The sequence below is a fragment of the Rhodococcus sp. WB9 genome, from assembly GCF_007558985.1.
Classification (GTDB): domain Bacteria; phylum Actinomycetota; class Actinomycetes; order Mycobacteriales; family Mycobacteriaceae; genus Rhodococcus_F; species Rhodococcus_F opacus.
Genome location: NZ_CP041769.1, coordinates 3,069,987 through 3,091,019 on the forward strand (window position 1 = coordinate 3,069,987; position 21,033 = coordinate 3,091,019).

The window sequence follows — 21,033 nt, forward strand, 5'->3', positions numbered from 1 at the left end:
GTCATGACAGCGCCGACGCCCCTGGTCGATCTGGACGACGGGGACGCACTGGTTGCGGCGGACACCGAGGGTGTGTTGCGATCCGCCGCCATGGGGGGTGCCCAGATCCGGGCGACCGGGTCCGCGGTCGAGGAGGGGGCTCTCGAACGACTGCAGGGGCTGCGTCCGCGCAGCGTGGTGGTGGTGACCGGTGCGGGGCGTGCCAGCCGCGGGGCGGCGATCCTGACGGCGGTCCTCGCCGAACGGATCGGTTTCCCGCTGGTGCGCGCCACCCGGACCCCCGTGTGGGTGGGCCCGCTCGACGTGGTCGTGGTGGCCGGCGACGACGCAGGTGACCCACGGCTCGTGCAGGCCATCGATGCGGCGGTGCGCCGCGGCGCCGAAGTGGTGGTGGCGGCACCGGATGAGGGACCCTTGCAGGCCGCGGCGGCCGGACGCGTCGTCATGTTCGCGCCGCGGGTCCGGGCACTCACCCGGCACGGTCTGCTGCGGTACTTCGCCGTTCTGCTGGCCGTCCTCCGGGTGGTCGGTTCGGAACGCTGGGGTGACGAGGTTCCCGACCTCGAGCAGATCGCCGACGCCGTCGACGGTGAGGCGCTGCGCGACAGGCCGAACAGCGAGGTGTTCCACAATCCCGCGAAATCGTTGGCCTCCCGCATGCAGGGACGCCGAATCGTGCTCACGGGCGATACGGAGAGCACGGTGGAACTGGCCCGGCACGGCGCCGAGGTGCTGCTGCACGCGGGCCGGGTGGCGACCGCGTCGGAGCTTCCGGACGTTCTGAGCGCGGCGGGCACGTTCCGTGTCGACCAGGCGCTCTCCGCGCACGACTCGATATTCCACGATCCCGAGTTGGACGGTCCACCGTCGGCGAGCCCGGTGCGCACGTTCGTGCTGTCGGCAGACGCCGATCGGATGCTCGTCGAACGCAGGATCGCCGCCCTGGGCGACGTCGATCTCGTCGTCGCGTCCTCGGACGAGGGTCAGGTTCCGTCGCAGCGTCCCGAGCTGGAACAGGCGGCGGTTCTCGTCGGCAGGCTCGACATGACTGCCGCGTACCTCCAGTTGATCGGCGGCATCTAGTGCACCGACTCGAAGGTGCGCTCCGGTCCTACGCGTGGGGATCGCGCACAGCCATCGCACAGCTGCGTGGACTTCCGGTTCCCACGGCGCATCCGGAGGCGGAACTGTGGTTGGGCGCGCACCCGGGTGATCCCGCCCGCGTCCTCACCGAGGAGGGGCCCCGGTCCCTTCTGGACCTGGTGCACTCGGAACCCGAACGCCAGCTCGGCAAGCGGAGTGTGGAGACGTTCGGAGAACGTCTCCCGTTCCTGCTGAAGTTGCTCGCGTCGGAGGAACCACTGTCGTTGCAGGCCCATCCGAGCGCCGAGCAGGCGTGGGAGGGGTTCGCCCGGGAGAACGAGGCGGGAATACCCCTCGAATCCTCGGTGCGCAACTACAAGGACGCCAGCCACAAACCCGAACTCGTCGTGGCCCTCAGCCGGTTCCACGCGCTCGCCGGTTTCCGGGACCCTCAGCGGACGGTCAAACTGCTCGAGGCGATTGCGGTTCCGGAGCTGCAGCCCTACGCCGGCCTGATCGCCGGGCAACCCGACTCGGACGGTCTCCGCGCGTTGTTCACCACATGGATCACGTTGCCGCAGCCGGTGCTCGGCGCGCTGATGCCGAGAGTGCTCGACGGATGCGTCGCCTATCTGTCGAACACCAAGGACGGTGAGTTCGCGGCGGAGATCCGCACCGCCCTCGAATTGAGTGAGGTGTACCCGGGGGATGCGGGGGTGCTGGCCGCGCTCCTCCTGAACCGGGTCACCCTCGAACCAGGGCAGGGCCTGTACCTCGACGCGGGCAACCTCCACGCCTACCTGCACGGGATGGCCGTCGAGATCATGGCCAACTCCGACAACGTGCTGCGCGGGGGACTCACGCCCAAGCACGTGGACGTTCCGGAGTTGCTGCGCGTCCTCGACTTCGACACCGTCGACATTCCGATACTGGAAGCGGAAGAACGCCCGGGCCGTGGCGAATTCGTGTACTCCACACCGGCGCCGGAATTCGTCCTCGCGCGGATCGATCTGTCGCCGGACGGCCCCACGGAGCACCGGCTCGACTCGGAGGGGCCGTACATTCTGCTGTGCACCTCGGGTTCGGTGGAGTTGCGGTGCGGAACCGATGCCCTCGACCTGTCCCAGGGCAACGCCGTCTGGATCGCGGCCGAGGACCCCGAAGTCGTGGTGACCGCGGGCACCGAGTCTGCCCAGTTGTTCAGTGCGAGGGTCGGCCCGCCGATCGCGTAGCCTGTGACCCGCCCTGCGATCCGAGAAGGGCTCCGCGGCCCGTCGTGAGGGTCGTGTGCGACCGAGAGGAGAAGTCAGTTGTCGGTTCATGGGGGAAAGAAGGCGATTCTCGCCGCGCTCGGCGCCAATGCCGGTATCGCGGTAGCCAAGTTCGCCGGCTTCCTGATCACCGGCTCGTCGTCCATGCTGGCGGAATCCGTGCACTCGGTGGCCGACACCTCCAACCAGGGCCTGCTCCTGCTCGGCCAGAAGAAGGCCGAACGCGCCGCCGACGATCTGCACCAGTTCGGTTACGGGCGTAGCCGCTACTTCTACTCGTTCGTCGTCGCGCTCGTGTTGTTCAGCCTCGGTTCGCTGTTCGCGATCTACGAGGGCATCCACAAGATCCAGCACCCCGAGGAACTCACGTCGCCCCTCGTGGCGGTGGTCATCCTGGTGATCGCCATCGGGCTCGAGACGTTCAGCTTCCTCACCGCCGTGCGGGAGTCGCGTCCCCTCATGGGGAAGGCGAGCTGGTGGGGATTCATTCGCACGTCGCGCAGCCCGGAGCTTCCCGTCGTGCTGCTCGAGGACACCGGCGCACTGGTCGGTCTGGTCCTCGCTCTCGGTGGTGTCGGACTGACGATGCTCACCGGCGATCCGGTGTGGGACGGTGTCGGCACCCTCTGCATCGGCGCCCTGCTCGGAATCATCGCGATCATCCTCATAGTCGAGATGCAGAGCCTGCTGATCGGTGAGGGAGCCACCGCAGACGAGGAGGCGCGGATTCTCGCCGCCCTCGTCGACGGTGAGAAGATCGAGCGCGTCATCCACTGCAAGACGCAGTACCTCGGACCCGAGGAAATCCTCGTGGCCGCGAAAGTGGCCGTGGCCGCCGGATCGGACATCAGCGCCGTCGCCGAAGCCATCGACGAGGCCGAGGCGCGAGTGCGCGGCGCAGTCCCCGCGGCTCGCCGCATCTACATCGAACCCGATCTGTTCCGGGCAACCGAAGGCATAGGCTGAACGGCAACTTTCGATTGAGGAGGCTGATGTGGCCATCCAGGACAAAGGCAGCGGAGAACCGCACCTGAGCGGCAGGCCGACCGGATTGTTCCGCACCAAGTCGATCGAGCAGTCGATCCGAGACACGGACGAACCGGAAACCAAGCTCCGCAAGGATCTGACGGCGTGGGACCTGACCGTCTTCGGTGTCGCCGTCGTCATCGGCGCCGGCATCTTCACGCTCACCGCGCGCACCGCAGGCAACGTCGCCGGTCCGTCCGTGTCGGCGGCGTTCGTGATCGCCGCCATCGCGTGCGGGCTCGCCGCGCTCTGCTACGCCGAGTTCGCCTCGACCGTTCCGGTCGCGGGCAGCGCGTACACGTTCTCGTACGCGACGTTCGGTGAACTGATCGCGTGGATCATCGGCTGGGACCTCATCCTCGAATTCGCGCTCGCCGCGTCGGTCGTGGCGAAGGGCTGGTCGCTCTATCTCGGTGAGGTGATCGGCAACCACACACCGGTGGCGCAGCTCGGCTCGGTCACGTTCGACTGGGGTGCGGTACTCATCGTCGCGATCATCACCGTCGTGCTGGCGACGGGCACCAAGCTGTCGTCGCGGGTCTCACTCGTAATCACCTCGATCAAGGTGGCCGTGGTGCTCGTCGTGGTGGTGGTCGGCGCGTTCTACATCGACACCGACAACTACTCCCCGTACATTCCCCCGTCCGAGGCGGGCAGCACGGGCGAGGGCATCCACCAGTCCCTGTTCTCCTACGTCACGGGTGCCGGCGGCAGCACGTTCGGCTGGTACGGCCTGCTGGCGGCGGCGAGCCTGGTGTTCTTCGCGTTCATCGGTTTCGACATCGTCGCCACCACCGCCGAGGAGACGAAGGATCCGCAGAAGGCGTTGCCCCGCGGAATTCTGGGATCGCTGCTGATCGTGACGATCCTGTACGTGGCGGTGACGCTGGTGCTCACCGGCATGGTCGACTACCACGAATTGGCCGGGGACAGTTCCAATCTGGCCACGGCGTTCGGCATCCACGGGGTCACGTGGGCGAAGAACCTGATCTCGTTCGGTGCGCTCGCCGGTCTCACCACCGTGGTGATGGTGCTGATGCTCGGGCAGACCCGGGTTCTGTTCGCCATGTGCCGGGACGGACTGATGCCGAGGCGCCTGGCGCCGACCGGCAAGCACGGCACACCCGTTCGGATCACCGTGCTCGTCGGTGTCGTGGTGGCCGTGCTCGCGGGCATCTTCCCGATCGGCACCCTCGAGGAAATGGTCAACATCGGAACGCTGTTCGCGTTCGTCCTCGTGTCGGTCGGCGTGATCGTGCTGCGCCGGACGCGACCGGACCTGCCCCGCGGATTCCGTGTCCCACTGGTCCCGTGGGTGCCTGTCCTCGCCGTCCTCGCCTGCCTGTGGCTGATGGTGAATCTGTCGGTCGAGACGTGGATCCGGTTCATCGTGTGGATGGCGCTCGGGGTGATCATCTACTTCGCCTACAGCCGCCGCCATTCGATGATGGAGAGAAGAAGCCGCGGCGAGGTCTGACACGCAACGGGATTCGGCGTGCGGGGGTCGGAGCGGCAGTACCGGGCGAGTACCCCGGAGGTGGCGGGCACTAATGTCTTCGCCATGACTTCGTCGCGTGTCCGGGTGCCCTATCAGGAGGCTGCGCGGCTGCTGCTGCGTCAGTCGGTGCTCGATGCGATGCGGGATCTCCTGTTCGAGAAGGACTGGTCGGACATCACGATGTCGGATGTCGCGGCCGGCGCCGGGGTGAGCAGGCAGACGCTCTACAACGAGTTCAAGTCGCGGCAGGGGCTGGCGGAGGCGTACGCCCTCCGGTTGGCCGACGAACTGGTCGACGCGGTCGACGAGGCGCTGGCGGCGAACGTCGGGGAAGGCCGCGCCGCGCTGCTTTCCGGATTTACCGCGTTCTTCGCAGCCAGCCTGTCCGACCCGCTCGTGCAGTCACTTCTGCGTGGCGAGACCAAGCCCGATCTGCTGCGTCTGATCACGACCGAGAGCGCGCCGATCATCGAGCGGGCGTCGACGCGGCTCGCCGACGTCTTCCAGCGGGGCTGGGTGCGGGCGAACCCGTCGGACGCGGGGATTCTCAGCCGCGCCATCGTGCGCCTCGCTATGAGTTACATCTCGATGCCACCCGAATCCGAGGCCAACGTCGCTGAGGATCTGGGTGCTCTTCTGGGGCCTTTCGTGGACGAGGCGGTCGACGGGGCCGATCGGGAGTGACCGCCCCGCGGCGGAGCCTCACGTGAGTGTGACCCTCGGGCCGCAGTACCGATAGCCTTGACCGAAACAGCAGTCAACCAGGAGAGGCAGATGACGACCTCAGTTTCAACCACGCCCGTGGCCGAGAGCCGAAACGGGATCGATTTCAAGGTGGCGGACCTTTCGCTCGCCGAGTTCGGCCGCAAGGAGATCCGGCTCGCCGAGCACGAGATGCCGGGACTGATGGCGCTTCGCCGCGAGTACGCAGAGGTGCTGCCGCTCAAGGGTGCTCGCATTTCCGGTTCGCTGCACATGACCATCCAGACGGCCGTCCTCATCGAGACGCTCACCGCACTGGGCGCCGAGGTCCGCTGGGCCTCGTGCAACATCTTCTCGACGCAGGATCACGCCGCCGCCGCGATCGTCGTCGGCCCGCACGGCACGCCCGAGGAGCCGCAGGGCACCCCGGTCTTCGCGTGGAAGGGCGAGACGCTCGAGGAGTACTGGTGGGCCGCCGAGAAGATGCTCACCTGGCCGGACGCCGACAAGCCCGCGAACATGATCCTCGACGACGGCGGCGACGCCACGATGCTCGTCCTCAAGGGCGCGCAGTTCGAGAAGGCCGGCGTCGTGCCGCCCACCGACGACGAGCAGGATTCCGACGAGTACAAGGTGTTCCTAGCCCTGCTGCGTCAGTCCCTCGAAGCGGACAAGACCAAGTGGACCGCGGTTGCGGAGTCGGTCCAGGGCGTCACCGAGGAGACCACGACCGGTGTCCTGCGTCTCTACCAGGTCGCGGCCGCCGGTGAACTCACGTTCCCGGCCATCAACGTCAACGACTCGGTCACCAAGAGCAAGTTCGACAACAAGTACGGCACCCGGCACTCGCTGCTCGACGGCATCAACCGCGGCACCGACGTCCTGATCGGCGGCAAGGCCGCGCTCGTCTGCGGTTACGGCGACGTCGGCAAGGGTTGCGCGGAGGCTCTGCGCGGACAGGGTGCCCGCGTCGCGGTCACCGAGGTCGACCCCATCAACGCTCTCCAGGCGCTGATGGACGGCTTCGAGGTCAAGACGGTCGAGCAGGCCATCGGCTGGGCCGACATCGTCATCACGTCCACGGGCAACAAGGACATCATCACGTTCGAGCACATGAAGCAGATGAAGCACCAGGCCATCCTGGGCAACATCGGCCACTTCGACAACGAGATCGACATGGCCGGCCTCGAGCGGTCCGGCGACGTCACCCGCATCAACATCAAGCCGCAGGTTGACGAGTTCCGGTTCAACGACGGCCACTCGATCATCGTGCTGTCCGAGGGCCGCCTGCTGAACCTCGGCAACGCCACCGGCCACCCCTCGTTCGTGATGAGCAACAGCTTCTCCAACCAGGTGATCGCGCAGATCGAACTGTGGACGAAGCCGGAGGAGTACGACAACGAGGTGTACCGCCTCCCGAAGCACCTCGACGAGAAGGTCGCGAAGATCCACGTCGAAGCGCTCGGTGGCACGCTCACCAAGCTCACGAAGGAGCAGGCGGAGTACATCGGCGTCGACGTCGAGGGCCCGTTCAAGCCCGAGCACTACCGGTACTAGAGGCCGCGGCGTCCCCCGGTCCGTCGCGCACGGGCCGGGGGATAGCCTTCTTCCTCGTGGGAAAACTGATTGCGTTGGAAGGCTTGGACGGCGCGGGCAAGCGAACACTCGTCGGCGCAGTGGTGACACGCCTCACCGAGCAGGGCCTGACGGTCGGCACCCTCGACTTTCCGCGGTACGGCAGGTCCGTGCACGCCGATCTGGCGTCCGAGGCCCTCAAGGGCACGCACGGTGACCTCAGCGACTCCGTGCACGCGATGGCCGTGATGTTCGCGCTGGACCGGTCCGGTGCCGTCGGGGAGCTGTCGGCGCTGCTCGCCGAACACGACCTGGTGATTCTCGACCGCTACGTGGCGTCCAACGCCGCGTACGGTGCGGCCCGGTTGCATCAGGGGGCGGACGGGGAGTTCGTCGGCTGGGTGGGGAACCTCGAATTCGAGCGGCTGGGGCTGCCCCGGCCCGACCTGCAGCTGTATCTGGACGTTCCCGTGGCACTCGCCGAGCAACGCGCCCGCGGCCGTGAATCGGCGGATGCGAGCCGCTCGCTGGACGCCTACGAGCGCGACCGTGGACTGCAGGAACGCACCGGCGTGGTGTACCGGGAGCTGGCCGGGAAGGACTGGATTTCGCCGTGGTGGGTGCTCACCCCGGACACCGATCCGGTCACGCTCGCCGAAAACCTGGCACTCTTGAGTGACGACACGGCACGCCGTGACGAGAAAGAACACGGCACGCCGTAACGGCGAACGGGCTGTTACGGCCTCCGAAGATGCAACGATAGGGACATGAAGCCAAGGATTCTGGTTGTCGACGACGATACTGCGCTCGCGGAGATGCTCACGATCGTCCTCCGCGGCGAAGGATTCGATCCGTATGTGGTGGGGGACGGGACCCAGGCGCTCACCGCGGTCCGGGAGACACGCCCGGACTTGGTGCTGCTCGACCTGATGCTGCCCGGCATGAACGGCATCGACGTGTGCCGGGTCCTGCGCGCCGATTCCGGTGTCCCCATAGTGATGCTGACCGCGAAGACGGACACCGTCGACGTGGTCCTCGGATTGGAATCCGGCGCGGACGACTACATCATGAAGCCGTTCAAGCCGAAGGAGCTGGTGGCGCGGGTCCGGGCACGGCTTCGCCGGACCGAGGACGAGCCGGCCGAGCTGCTCAGCATCGCCGACATCGTCATCGACGTCCCCGCCCACAAGGTGAGCCGGGGCGAAGAACTGATCTCCCTCACCCCCCTCGAGTTCGACCTCCTGGTGGCTCTGGCGCGCAAACCGCGACAGGTGTTCACCCGTGAGGTCCTGCTCGAGCAGGTGTGGGGTTACCGACATGCAGCCGACACCCGACTGGTCAACGTGCACGTTCAGCGTCTGCGGGCCAAGGTCGAGACTGATCCCGAGAATCCCGAAGTGGTTTTGACGGTCAGGGGGGTCGGCTACAAGGCCGGACCGCCGTGACAGGTGTTTCCCGATGGCGGCGTCGTGTCAACCGACGCGTTTCGCCGATCCTTCGGTGGGGTCACTCACTGAGCAATACCCTCGCGCACACGTGGCGTCGTTCGCTGCAGCTGAGGGTCGTCGTCTCGACGTTGACGTTGTCGCTCATCGTCATCGTCGTGCTCGGCGTCGTGCTGACGAGCCAGATCACCGACCGTCTGCTCGAAACGAAGATCAACGCGGCGACCGAGGAGATGGACCGTGCCCGCAGCACGGTCGAGGGGCAGCTGGCGGGGGCGGACGACAGTAGTTCGCCCACCACCCAGCTCGACGGTGCCCGGGCTGCGCTGACGAACCGGGAGCCCGACGCCGGTCAGGCGTCGGGGTCGGCGGGAACGTTCGATCCTGTGCTGATCGTGCCCGGTGACGGCCCCCGCGCCCCGACGTCCAGCGGCCCGGCGGACCAGATTCCGGAATCACTGCGGGCGTTCGTCCAGGCCGGTCAGGTGGCCTACCAGTTCGCCACGGTCAACGATCCCGAAGGCTATTCGGGGCCGGCGCTGATCGTCGGGAGCCCGACCGCATCCGCGATCTCCACGCTCGAGTTGTACCTGGTGTTCCCGCTGGCCAGTGAGGACCGCAGTCTGTCGCTGGTCCGCGGCACGCTGCTGGTGGGTGGTGCGGTGCTGGCCGTGCTGCTCGCGGCCATCGCGCTCCTCGTCGCCCGGCAGGTGGTTCTGCCGATCCGGTCGGCGTCCCGGATCGCGGTGCGCTTCGCCGACGGCCGGCTGAAGGAACGCATGCCCGTGCGCGGCGAGGACGACATGGCCCGGCTGGCGATGTCGTTCAACGAGATGGCGGAGAGCCTGTCCAAACAGATCACCCAGCTCGAGGAGTTCGGAAATCTCCAGAAGAGATTCACCTCCGACGTGAGCCACGAGCTGCGGACACCGCTGACGACGGTGCGCATGGCGGCCGATCTCATCCACGACGGCAGCGACGATCTCGACCCGGTGCTCCGGCGGTCGTCGGAGTTGCTGGTCGCCGAACTCGACCGGTTCGAGGGGCTGCTGGCCGACCTCCTCGAGATCAGCAGGCACGACGCCGGTGTCGCGGAACTGGCCGCCGAGCAACTCGACGTCCGGATGTGTGCGCGTGCGGCGGTCTCGACGGTCCGTCATCTCGCGCGCGAGAGCGGGACCGAACTGATCGTGGACCTGCCCGATCAGGCAGTCATGGCCGAGGTGGACCCGCGTCGCGTGGAACGCATTCTGCGGAACCTCCTCGCGAACGCGATCGATCACGGAGAAGGCAAACCGGTGCTGCTGCGCCTGCGCGCCGACGACAGCGCTGCGGCGTTCATCGTGCGCGACCAGGGCGTGGGTCTGCGGCCGGGCGAGGAGAAGCTGGTGTTCAACAGGTTCTGGCGGTCCGACCCGTCGCGGGTGCGGCGGTCGGGCGGTACCGGCCTCGGACTCGCGATCAGTGTGGAGGACGCGAATCTCCACGACGGCAGGCTCGAGGCGTGGGGCGAACCCGGCCAAGGCGCCTGCTTCCGGTTGACGCTGCCGCGGGTGCGGGGCCGCAAGGTCGTGTCGAGCCCGCTGCCGCTGAAACCGGGAACCGCGAAATACGTTCAGGGTCAGCCTGTCCCGGGCGACACCACGTTGCCGGTGCGCAACGAGAGCCCGGAGACGGTGGCCGACGAATCCCGCACGGTTCCCCAGAAGCGCGAGCGCGCGCACGTCGGTGACCGAGACGGTTCGCACCTTCCGGAGCAGGACCTGTGACGCCCCGGCGGCGATCCGCCCTGCTGTCGCGGTCGGTATGCGGAGCGATCGTCCTTGCGGTGCTCGTGACGGTCAGCGGGTGCGCGAGCCTCCCGGATTCCTCCACACCGCAGGCGATCGGCACGATCAACCGTGACTCGCCCGGATCGAGCGTCGCGGCCCCCGCGCCGGGGCGTGAACCCGACCTGCTGCTCCGCGACTTCTTCAAGGCCAGTACCGATCCGTCCAACCGGCACCTCGCGGCCCGTCAGTTCCTCACCCCCGGTGTGACCGGTAGGTGGGACGACGCGGCCAGCGCGACCATCGTCGACAAGGTCGACGTCCTCCCGGAGACGCGGTCGGCCGACAAGGCGACGTACACGATCCGCGCCAACAAGGTGGGGCAGCTCGAGCCCGGCGGACTGTACGTGGCGGAGGAGGGCAGCTTCGAGACGAAGATCAGCCTCGAGCTACTCGACGGGGAGTGGCGGATCTCCGAGCTCCCCGCCGGCGTGATCCTGGACCGGGCACAGTTCCTGAACACCTATCAGCGCAAATCGCTGTACTTCCTCGATCCGGCCGGGACGACGGTCGTGCCGGATCCGCGCTGGGTGTCGGGCGCCCAGGACCAGATGGCGTCCCAGTTGATCGGCTTGCTGATCGACGGGCCGAAGGCCGCCCTGGCCCCGGCCGTGCGCAACGAGCTCGGCGACGGCGTGTCGGTGCGGGGCCCGATCACGAAGGCCGACGGCCGCACCGCGCAGGTGGGGGTGGGGCTCGGCGGCATCCGGATCGATTTCGCCGGCGTGCCGCCCATGGACGCGCAGGCGAAGCAGCTGTTCGCGGCGCAGGTGATCTGGACGCTGGCCAACGCGGAGATCTCGGGCCCCTATGTGCTGCTCGCCGACGGCGAGCCCTTCGACGAGCGGTTCCCGAACGGGTGGACCACCGCCGACGTCGCGTCGATGAATCCGTTCGCGACCTCGAGCGCCACCGTGGGGCTGCACGCGCTGCGCGAGGGGTCGATGGTGAGCGTCACCGAGACCGGCGTCACCCCGGTGCCCGGGTACTTCGGTTCGGCCCGCAACATGCGTTCGCTCGCGCTGTCGCAGGACGGAAAGCTGGTCGCGGCGGTCGCGGACACGGGGCGTCCCGCCCCGGAACCCGCGAGTTCGCTGATGGTCGGCGCGTACGAGGACGGTGCCGCGTCGGTGCTCGAAGGCGGCGCGATCACCCGCCCGACATGGGCACCCGACAATTCGGCGATCTGGGCAGCGGTCAACGGCAACACGGTGATTCGGGTGTTGCGCGAGCCCGGCACCGGCCGGACGTCGGTGGTCAACGTCGACGCCGGCGCCGTCACCGCGCTGGGTGCCACGATCACCGAGTTGCGGCTGTCCCGCGACGGGGTGCGCGCGGCACTGATCGTCGACGGCAAGGTCTACCTCGCGATCGTCACCCAGATGCCGGGTGGTGAGTACGCTTTGACGAATCCCCGTGCGGTCGCGATCGGTCTGGGCAGCCCGGCGCTGTCCCTGGACTGGAGCACGAGCGACACGATCGTCGTCGCGCGCGCGGCCTCGGACATCCCGGTGGTGCAGGTGGCCGTCGACGGATCACGGATGGACGCGCTGCCGAGCCGCAATCTGACCGCGCCGGTGGTGGCCGTGGACGCGTCGACGACCACGGAGTTCGTCGCCGACTCCCGGGCGGTGTTCCAGTTGAACAACAATGATCCGGCGGGCGACCGGTACTGGCGGGAGGTCCCCGGGTTGACGGGTGTGAAGGCGATCCCGGTCCTACCGGGCTGAGGCTGTCGGTGCGGTCGCCGATACTGCCCGCATGCGCGCCCTGCCCGGCCTCCGGAGCCTGCTCGACCTGATCCTGCCCGCCGAATGCGGCGGGTGCGGCGTGCCGGGCACGCAGTGGTGCGCCCGCTGCGCCACGGAGTTGGCCGACGATCCCGTGCTGCTCCGGCCCCGCGTGGATCCCGGGGTCGGGGTGTGGGCACTCGGACCGTACTCGGGTGCCCGCCGTCGGGCCGTGATCGCCGCGAAGGAACGCGGGCGGCGTGATCTCGCTGCGCCCCTCGGATCCGCCGTCGCCGGCGCCCTGGGCCGTCTGCAGCAGTGGGGTGAACTCGACCCGCCGGACGTGGCCCCGGTGGTTCTGGTGCCGGCTCCGACGCGTCCCCGGGCCGCCCGTGCACGCGGCGGCGACCCCGTCACCCGGATCGCCGTCGCCGCGGTGGGAGGCAGACGCGTGTGCCCCGCGCTCGTGATGCGACGCGCCGTGCGCGATTCGGTCGGACTGAGCGCAGATCAACGTCGAGTAAACCTCGAGGGTGGCGTCCGGTTGACGCGCAGCGGTCAAGTATTCGCGCGGCATCTCGCGTCGGAACCGGCTGCACTGCAACGCATCTCGGTGGTACTACTGGACGACGTGTCGACCACCGGGGCGACCGCCGCCGAGTCGGTCCGGGTGCTGTCGCGAGTGGGTATCCGAGTGAGTGCGGTGGTCGTCGTGGCGGGTGTCAGATGAAATTCTGCCGAACAGTGGCACTCGCGCGCGTTACGTACTAGCGTCGCGGACACACCCGAAAACACAGGTAGGAGGTGGAACTTCGAACCTGGTGCCGGGCGGACCCCCTTCCGGCATTGCTCAAACTCGCCGCCGCCCATCAAGGGGCGGGGCCGTAATCGGGAGGTACGAGTGACGACCCCTTCGCAAGCCTCGGTTTTCGTCGACGACCGCACAACGGATGCACAAGAGAAGACGGATACCCCCAACGCCGAGATCGTCGTCAAGGGACGCAACGTCGAGGTACCCGACCACTTCCGCGTGTACGTCTCCGAGAAGCTGTCGCGCCTCGAGCGCTTCGATCCCTCCATATTTCTGTTCGATGTCGAACTTCACCACGAACCCAATCGACGCCAGAGGAAAAACTGCCAGCGCGTCGAGATCACTGCCCGAGGCAAGGGGCCGGTAGCCCGAGCCGAGGCATGCGCCGACAGCTTCTATGCAGCATTCGAGTCGGTGACCGCCAAGCTCGAGAGCAGGCTCCGCCGCACCAAGGACCGCAAAAAGGTCCACTACGGGGAAAAGACCCCGGTGTCGGTGGCGGAAGCCACCGCCGCACTCGCCGAGGACGACAGTCTCGGCATCAGTCCCGACATCTCCCTGGACGGTCAGATGCCGGACGAGCACACACCGGGTCATGTCGTGCGTACCAAGGAACACAAGGCGACGCCGATGACCGTCGACGATGCTTTGTACGAGATGGAGTTGGTAGGACACGATTTCTTCCTGTTCCACGACAAGGAGTCGGACAAGGCGACCGTCGTCTACCGGCGGCACGCGTTCGACTACGGATTGATCCGTCTGGCGTGATGTACTCCCGTTCCGCCTGACGATCCGAGCGGTCGGTCTACTCGTCCGATCGCGGAAGCGCCTACCATGGAATCCGGCCGGGGTTCTCGGACCTCCGGCCGGATTTTGTGTGTCACCCATCCACTGCCGAAGATTGAGGACGAACAAGACTGTGCCGTCGCTGTCGCTATCGAAGCTGCTCCGTGTTGGTGAAGGTCGCATGGTCAAGCGGCTCAAGCACATCGCCGACCACGTTTCCTCGCTGTCGCCCGAGGTCGAAGACCTGACCGACGAGCAACTCCGCGCGAAGACCGAGGAGTTCCGCGCCCGCTACCGCGACGGCGAGACGCTCGACGAGCTGCTGCCCGAGGCGTTCGCGGTCGCCCGCGAGGCGTCCTGGCGCGTGATCGACCAGCGGCACTTCCACGTGCAGATCATGGGCGGTGCCGCCCTCCACTTCGGCAACATCGCCGAGATGAAGACGGGTGAGGGCAAGACCCTGACCTGCGTGTTGCCCGCATACCTCAATGCGATCGCCGGAGACGGCGTGCACGTCGTCACGGTCAACGACTACCTCGCCAAGCGCGACTCCGAGTGGATGGGCCGTGTCCACCGCTTCCTCGGACTCGACACCAGCGTGATCCTGTCCGGCATGTCGCCCGCCGAACGTCGCGCAGCCTATGCGGCCGACATCACATACGGCACCAACAACGAGTTCGGGTTCGACTACCTGCGCGACAACATGACGCACTCCCTGGACGATCTCGTCCAGCGCGGTCACAGCTTCGCCGTCGTCGACGAGGTCGACTCCATCCTCATCGACGAGGCCCGGACCCCCCTCATCATCTCCGGTCCCGCCGACGCCTCGAGCAAGTGGTACGCGGAATTCGCCCGCATCGCGCCGCTGCTCAAGCGGGACGTGCACTACGAGGTCGACATCCGCAAGCGCACCATCGGCGTCCACGAGGCCGGCGTCGAGCTCGTCGAGGACCAGCTCGGCATCGACAACCTGTACGAGGCCGCCAACTCGCCGCTCGTGAGCTACCTGAACAACGCCATCAAGGCCAAGGAGCTCTACACCAAGGACAAGGACTACATCGTCCGCGACGGCGAAGTGATCATCGTCGACGAGTTCACCGGCCGCGTCCTCGTCGGCCGCCGGTACAACGAGGGCATGCACCAGGCGATCGAGGCCAAGGAGAAGGTCGAGATCAAGGCCGAGAACCAGACCCTCGCCACGATCACGCTCCAGAACTACTTCCGTCTCTACGACAAGCTGTCGGGCATGACGGGTACCGCCGAGACCGAGGCCGCCGAGCTGCACCAGATCTACAACCTCGGCGTCATCCCGATCCCCACCAACCGGCCGATGGTCCGCGTCGACAACGGCGACCTGATCTACAAGACCGAGGAAGCCAAGTTCGACGCCGTCGTCGACGACGTGGTGGAGCGGCACGAGAAGGGCCAGCCGGTCCTGATCGGCACCACCAGCGTCGAGCGGTCCGAGTACCTGTCGAAGCAGTTCACCAAGCGCGGCGTGGCGCACAACGTGCTGAACGCGAAGTTCCACGAGCAGGAAGCCCAGATCATCGCCGAGGCCGGCAGGTCGGGCGCCGTCACCGTGGCGACCAACATGGCCGGTCGTGGTACCGACGTCGTGCTCGGCGGCAACCCCGACATCATCGCGGACATCGCGCTCCGCAAGCAGGGACTCGACCCCGTCCACACGCCCGACGACTACGAGGCGGCGTGGGACGACGTCCTCGACCAGGTCAAGGCCGAGGTGAAAGCCGACGCGGACAAGGTTCGGGAGGCGGGCGGACTGTACGTCCTCGGCACCGAGCGGCACGAGTCCCGGCGTATCGACAACCAGTTGCGCGGCCGCTCCGGCCGTCAGGGCGATCCGGGTGAGTCGCGGTTCTACCTGTCGCTCGGCGACGAGTTGATGCGACGGTTCAACGGCGCGGCCCTCGAGTCGATCATGACCCGGCTCAACCTGCCCGACGACGTTCCCATCGAGGCGAAGATGGTCTCGAAGGCCATCAAGAGCGCTCAGACGCAGGTCGAACAGCAGAACTTCGAGATCCGCAAGAACGTCCTCAAGTACGACGAGGTGATGAACCAGCAGCGCACGGTCATCTACAACGAGCGCCGCCAGATCCTCGAAGGCAAGGACATGGAGGGCCAGGTCGAGAAGATGATCACCGACGTGGTCACCGCCTACGTCGACGGTGCCACCGCCGAGGGATACATCGAGGACTGGGATCTCGAACAACTGTGGACGGCCCTCAAGACGCTGTACCCGGTCGGCCTCGACTACAAGGAACTGGTCGGCGACGGCGACGACGGTGAGACCAACGACATCACCGCCGACGAGCTGCGCGAGACCCTGCTGAAGGACGCACACGACGCCTACGCCCGGCGCGAGGCCGAGATCGACGGCGTCGCCGGCGAGGGATCGATGCGCGAACTGGAGCGTCGCGTCCTGCTGAGCGTGCTCGACCGCAAGTGGCGCGAACACCTCTACGAGATGGACTACCTCAAGGAGGGCATCGGCCTGCGGGCGATGGCCCAGCGTGATCCGCTCGTCGAGTACCAGCGCGAAGGTTTCGACATGTTCGGCGGCATGCTCGAGGGTCTGAAGGAGGAGTCGGTCGGATTCCTGTTCAACCTTCAGGTCGAGGCGGCCGCCCCGACGGCGGCACAGGCCCCGGGCGTGAGCGTCACCGCGGCGTCCGCAGCGGCGACGGCGTCGGCCTCGCCCGCTCCGGCACCGCCGCGGCCACTGCCCACCCAGGAGGCGGCGCAGCAGGCGCAGGGCACGGCGGCACCGTCCGCCCTCCGCGCGAAGGGCCTGGACGACGGCGAGCCCCGCGGGCTCACGTACTCCGGGCCTGCCGAGGACGGCAACGCCCAGCTCAGCCGCCGCGGAGCCGCCGAATCGGACGATGCCGCCGATGCCGGAACCCGTCGTCAGCGGCGTGAGGCCGCGCGGTCGCAGTCGAAGAGCAAGAAGGCCCCGCGGACCAAGCGCAAGCGCTGACCGCAGAAGAGGACGATCAGCCGATCACCAGCGAGGTGACGGTCCAGCCCGTGTCGGACTGCTGTTCGACACGGGCTGCGATCACGAAGATCCGCGGTCCCCGGCCGTAGGTGCCGAAGGCCTCGAACGCGCACGGCTCCACCGCGCGCAGGTGCACGCGGACGAGCGTCGCGACACCGAGTCGCCGGGCGGGCGACTCCGACAGCGCGAGCGTGCGCACGACGTCGACGAGCGACGGCGTCACCAGCGGCCGCAATTGCCGTACGTTGCGGCGCCGATCCAGCACTTCGAGGACGAGCCGGAACGCCTGCTCCGTGAACCGCTGGACGTCCGGCGAGGGAAGAGGCAGCGTTCCCGGCTGCGTCGCGGCGGTGCGTGGCGACGCCCCCGAGTGGGGCGACGAGCGGTGCCTGCCGCGCCCGGACGCGTGCCGCCCGCCCGACGGCGCCGCCGAACGCCCCGGCAGTGGCGGTGCGGGAACGTCACCGGCCGCCGGCTCGAAGCGCGGCACCCGTGACAGGAACGTGTAGGACTCACTCATTTCTTACCCCCCGGTTTCGGCATGAGACGGCCGTCGTAGCGGTCATACTCGCACGGATCCCGTCGTCGTGTCGCCGAACCGGGGAGCGGACCCTAGGGTGGGGACGTGCGGGGATTGATATTGGACTTCGGAGGAGTTCTCGCGGGTCCCGGTTCGGACATGGACGGCCTGTCGTCCGTCCTCGCCGGTGCCCGGACTCGTGGGGTGCGGACCGCGATCCTCAGCAACGATCCCGGTGGTCCCGGCGCGCAGTGGCTGCGGGAACTCGGTGACGGCCGGCTGGTCGATCAGGTCGTGCTGTCCGGGGATGTCGGTGTCGCCAAACCTGATCCGCGGATCTACCGGCTGACGGCCGACGCGCTCGGTCTGGCCCCGGGGGACTGTATCTTCGTCGACGACCTGTCGGTCAATGTCCGGGGTGCGGTGGCCGTCGGGATGGTGGGTATCCACCACGTCGACGGCGGCGCCACCGCGGACGAGATAGCGATACTTCTCGATGTCGATCGAGACGGGATGCAAGGGGGACAGGCGCCGACATGGTGACGAGACTGACTACGCAGGACGCGTCGTTCTATTTTCTCGAGGCGAGCAGTACGCCGATGCACGTGGGTTCGCTCGCGATCTTCCGCAAGCCGCGAAACGGGTTGTCCTACGAGGAATTACTGAGCCTCGTCGAGGAACGACTGAGTCTGGTCCCGCGCTACCGGCAGAAGGTGCGGGAGGTGGCGCTGGGACTGTCGCGGCCGGTCTGGGTGGACGACCAGGACTTCGACATCGAGTACCACGTCCGGCGGTCGGCGCTGCCGAAGCCCGGATCGGATGCCCAGTTGCACGATCTGGTCGCACGGCTCACGTCCCGGCCGCTCGACAACACGCGACCGCTGTGGGAGATGTACCTGGTGGAGGGGTTGTCGAACAATCGCTTCGCCATCTTCACGAAGTCCCATTCGTCGCTGGTCGACGGTGAGACGGCGCTCGAGATCGGTCAGGTGATCCTCGACCCGGCGAAGACCCGGCGTCCCATGGCCGAGGAGCTGTGGATGCCGAGCCCCGCCCCCAGTGAGTCCACACTGATCGCCGGGGCGCTGGCGGAGATGGTGGCGCGGCCGGGCGAAGGGCTGGCGGCGCTGCGGATGACGTTGGGTGACATGGCGTCCGCGCTCGGTGAGACCGTACGCGCCGTCGGCAAGGTCGCCGCCGTCGTGCGCACCGCCACGCAGGTGGCGCCGGCGAGTCCGCTGAACGCGACCATTTCACGCAATCGGCGCTTCGCGGTGGTCAAGACCGAGCTGGGTGACTACCGGAAGATCCGCGCGCAGTACGGGTGCGAGGTCAACGACGTCATCCTGGCCGTCGTGTCGGGTGCGATGCGGTACTGGCTGCTCTCCCGCGGCGAGCCGGTGGCCGAGTCGACCACGGTCCGGGCCATGGTCCCGATGTCCGTGTACGCGACGGACCCCGAGACCGACGACGAGGAGTCACGCCGCGGCGAATGGGCGGATCCGCGAAGCATGGTGTCGTCGTTCCTCATCGACCTGCCGGTCGGGGAACCGAATGCCGTGGTGCGGCTGTCGCACGTGGCGCACGCCATGGAGGCGCACGCCAAGCAGAGCCAGCGGGTCACCGCGGAGACCCTGGTGCGTTTGTCGGGATTCGCGCCCGCCACGCTGCACGCGATGAGTGCCCGCGTCGCGAGCAGCTTCTCGCAGCGGATGTTCAACCTGATGATCACCAACGCGCCGGGACCGCAGCTGCCGCTGTACGTCGGGGGAGCGCGGATGCTCGAGATGTATCCGGTGTCGCCGCTGCTGAAAAACCAGACTTTGAGCATCGGCCTGACGTCCTACGACGGCAACGTCTACTACGGTTTGAATGCAGACCGTGACGCCATGGCCGACGTGGACGTGGTGGCGGCGCTGCTGTACGAATCTCTCGAGGAGTTGTTGGATGCCAGCCGGTGAGAAGTCCGCGGTGCGAATGACGGGTGACGCATGACGAGGGTGTACGTTCCCGCGACGATCGAGATCCTCCAGCGGCTCGTCGCCGACCGGGAGTTCGATCCGATGAGCCGTACCGCCTTCGCCGTCACCCCCACGCTCCGCGAGGCGTACTCGTCGGGCGACGACGAGGAACTGGCCGAGGTCGCGATGGCCGAGGCCGCCCGGGCCTCGCTGCGACTGATCGCGGGCCGGGTGGGGGAGAGCGGAAGCGACGGGGTTCGCTTCCGTCGCGCCGTGGTCGCCGCGGACGTGGACGAGGTGACGCCGCGGCCGGATCTCGACGACGCCGTGGTCCGGTTGCCCGGTCCGGTGACGATCGGCACGGTCGCGTCGGTGCACGTGGATCTCGCGGAGGCGGAGCCGGACATCGAACGGGCCGTGTCGGCGATCGACGAGGCGGATCTCGGGGACCCCGACGCCGAGTTCGTTCTCGGTGACGCGGAGGATCATGTCCTGGCGTGGTACGCCACTCAGGAGCTTCCGTTCCTTCTCGAACTGCTCTGACCGGTACGTCCCCTTACCTTGGGGTAACCTACGGTACCGTAACTTGATAACCTACGGTAGCGTAGGTCATGACGGAAAAGGTGGAGGTCGGATGGGTCTGAAGGATTGGATCGAGGCGCCCGCAGCAGCGGTTGTGCCCGCCAAGCGGTCCAAGCTCAATTGGTTGCGAGGTGCGGCGGCACGGCTCACGACGCCGTTGCTGCCCGACGACTACCTGCATCTCGCCAACCCACTGTGGTCGGCTCGCGAACTGCGCGGACAGATCGTGGAGGTGCGCGCGGAGACGGCGGACTCGGCCACGATCGTCATCAAGCCGGGCTGGGGATTCGACTTCGACTACGAGCCCGGCCAGTACATCGGCATCGGTCTGCACATCGACGGACGCTGGCACTGGCGCTCGTACTCCCTCACCTCGCCGCCGAACTGGGACGACAAGCTCATCTCCATCGCCGTCAAGGCGATGCCCGAGGGGTTCCTGTCGAGTCACCTCGTCAACGGTGTGCCCTCGGGGACGATCGTGCGGCTCGCGACCCCCACGGGCAACTTCGCGCTGCCCGACCCGCCGCCGCAGCGGATCCTGTTCCTCACCGCGGGCAGCGGCATCACTCCCGTCATGGCGATGCTGCGCACGATGAACCGGCGCGGTCAGCTCCCCGACGTCTTCCACGTCCACTCGGCCCCCACCGACGCCGACGTGATGTTCGCCGACGAGCTCACCCGGCTTCACGAGGAGCACGACGACTTCCGGTGCAAGATCCAGCTCACCCGCAGCCAGGGCAAGTTCGCGCTGTCCTCGCTCGACGAGGTGTGTCCCGACTGGCGCGAACGGCAGACGTGGGCGTGCGGGCCGCTGCCGATGCTCGACGAGATCGAGACGCTGTGGCGTGACGAGGGCATCGAGGACAAGTTGCACCTCGAGCGGTTCGCCGTCTCCCGCGCGGACACGTCCGGCGAGGGCGGGACCGTCACGTTCGCCAAGGCCGACAAGACCGTGACGATCGACGGCGCCACCACTCTCCTCGAGGCGGGTGAGCAGGTCGGGGCACTGATGCCGTTCGGCTGCCGGATGGGTATCTGCCAGACGTGTGTCGTGCCGATCCTCGCCGGGCACGCCATCGACCTGAGGTCCGGCAAGCAGCACGCCGAAGGTGACCGAGTCCAGACTTGTATCTCCGCGGCGGCAGGGGACTGCACGCTCGACGCGTGAGCGTGGGCGTGTTGTTCACCT

The 21,033-nt window shown here is 67.6% G+C and carries 18 protein-coding genes; 17 read left to right on the forward strand and 1 reads right to left on the reverse strand.

The annotated features are described in order from the left end of the window. Positions 1-3: 3 nt before the first annotated feature. From FND50_RS14130 to secA, 13 genes are all read left to right on the forward strand, one after another. Complete coding sequence (locus FND50_RS14130) at positions 4-1,083, forward strand: tobH protein (protein WP_144286158.1); 1,080 nt, start codon at positions 4-6, stop codon at positions 1,081-1,083. Beyond that, on the forward strand, positions 1,083-2,315 hold the full coding sequence (manA, locus tag FND50_RS14135) for a mannose-6-phosphate isomerase, class I (RefSeq protein WP_144286159.1): 1,233 nt from the start codon (positions 1,083-1,085) through the stop codon (positions 2,313-2,315). Before FND50_RS14130 ends, manA begins: the two co-directional genes overlap by 1 nt. Before the next feature lie 78 nt (positions 2,316-2,393). Then, positions 2,394-3,320: a cation diffusion facilitator family transporter gene (locus FND50_RS14140; protein ID WP_144286160.1), complete on the forward strand. Its 927-nt coding sequence runs from the start codon at positions 2,394-2,396 to the stop codon at positions 3,318-3,320. A 28-nt stretch (positions 3,321-3,348) separates the two neighbouring features. After that, complete coding sequence (locus FND50_RS14145) at positions 3,349-4,857, forward strand: amino acid permease (protein WP_144286161.1); 1,509 nt, start codon at positions 3,349-3,351, stop codon at positions 4,855-4,857. A gap of 84 nt (positions 4,858-4,941) precedes the next feature. Beyond that, positions 4,942-5,562 (forward strand): TetR/AcrR family transcriptional regulator, encoded by a 621-nt coding sequence (locus FND50_RS14150; protein WP_043790470.1) that lies wholly within the window; start codon positions 4,942-4,944, stop codon positions 5,560-5,562. A 90-nt stretch (positions 5,563-5,652) separates the two neighbouring features. Next, a complete protein-coding gene (ahcY, locus tag FND50_RS14155) occupies positions 5,653-7,137 on the forward strand; it encodes an adenosylhomocysteinase (RefSeq protein ID WP_144286162.1) in 1,485 nt (494 codons plus the stop codon). A 56-nt stretch (positions 7,138-7,193) separates the two neighbouring features. Further along, positions 7,194-7,877, forward strand: coding sequence for a dTMP kinase (locus tag FND50_RS14160; protein WP_144286163.1), 684 nt, complete (start codon positions 7,194-7,196; stop codon positions 7,875-7,877). A gap of 45 nt (positions 7,878-7,922) precedes the next feature. Next, positions 7,923-8,600: an MtrAB system response regulator MtrA gene (gene mtrA, locus FND50_RS14165; protein ID WP_005240059.1), complete on the forward strand. Its 678-nt coding sequence runs from the start codon at positions 7,923-7,925 to the stop codon at positions 8,598-8,600. Further along, a complete protein-coding gene (mtrB, locus tag FND50_RS14170; RefSeq protein ID WP_005240060.1) occupies positions 8,597-10,369 on the forward strand; it encodes an MtrAB system histidine kinase MtrB in 1,773 nt (590 codons plus the stop codon). The genes mtrA and mtrB overlap by 4 nt, the downstream gene beginning before the upstream one ends. Further along, positions 10,366-12,159, forward strand: coding sequence for an MtrAB system accessory lipoprotein LpqB (gene lpqB, locus FND50_RS14175; protein WP_005259751.1), 1,794 nt, complete (start codon positions 10,366-10,368; stop codon positions 12,157-12,159). The genes mtrB and lpqB overlap by 4 nt, the downstream gene beginning before the upstream one ends. A gap of 31 nt (positions 12,160-12,190) precedes the next feature. After that, entirely contained in the window at positions 12,191-12,889 is a 699-nt protein-coding gene (locus FND50_RS14180; protein WP_005259749.1) for a ComF family protein, read from the forward strand. Positions 12,890-13,060: 171 nt separating this feature from the next. Then, a complete protein-coding gene (gene hpf / locus FND50_RS14185) occupies positions 13,061-13,738 on the forward strand; it encodes a ribosome hibernation-promoting factor, HPF/YfiA family (RefSeq protein ID WP_005259747.1) in 678 nt (225 codons plus the stop codon). 151 nt (positions 13,739-13,889) lie between these two features. Further along, positions 13,890-16,760 (forward strand): preprotein translocase subunit SecA, encoded by a 2,871-nt coding sequence (gene secA, locus FND50_RS14190; RefSeq protein WP_144289054.1) that lies wholly within the window; start codon positions 13,890-13,892, stop codon positions 16,758-16,760. Between the two features lie 16 nt (positions 16,761-16,776). Here secA and FND50_RS14195 read toward each other — a convergent pair whose 3' ends face one another. Beyond that, entirely contained in the window at positions 16,777-17,301 is a 525-nt protein-coding gene (locus FND50_RS14195; RefSeq protein WP_005259741.1) for an Rv3235 family protein, read from the reverse strand. Between the two features lie 105 nt (positions 17,302-17,406). On the opposite strand from FND50_RS14195, the gene FND50_RS14200 reads away from it, so the two are divergent. The 4 genes from FND50_RS14200 (at position 17,407) to FND50_RS14215 (ending at position 21,012) form a co-directional block, all read left to right on the forward strand. Continuing rightward, positions 17,407-17,844: an HAD-IA family hydrolase gene (locus tag FND50_RS14200; protein WP_144286164.1), complete on the forward strand. Its 438-nt coding sequence runs from the start codon at positions 17,407-17,409 to the stop codon at positions 17,842-17,844. Continuing rightward, positions 17,838-19,262, forward strand: coding sequence for a wax ester/triacylglycerol synthase family O-acyltransferase (locus FND50_RS14205; RefSeq protein ID WP_005259739.1), 1,425 nt, complete (start codon positions 17,838-17,840; stop codon positions 19,260-19,262). Before FND50_RS14200 ends, FND50_RS14205 begins: the two co-directional genes overlap by 7 nt. 30 nt (positions 19,263-19,292) lie before the next feature. Beyond that, the gene (locus FND50_RS14210; RefSeq protein ID WP_005259738.1) at positions 19,293-19,805 is read left to right on the forward strand and encodes a DUF6912 family protein; all 513 of its coding nucleotides are present in this window, start codon (positions 19,293-19,295) and stop codon (positions 19,803-19,805) included. 91 nt (positions 19,806-19,896) lie between these two features. Beyond that, complete coding sequence (locus FND50_RS14215) at positions 19,897-21,012, forward strand: ferredoxin reductase (protein ID WP_005259737.1); 1,116 nt, start codon at positions 19,897-19,899, stop codon at positions 21,010-21,012. Positions 21,013-21,033 lie beyond the last annotated feature (21 nt).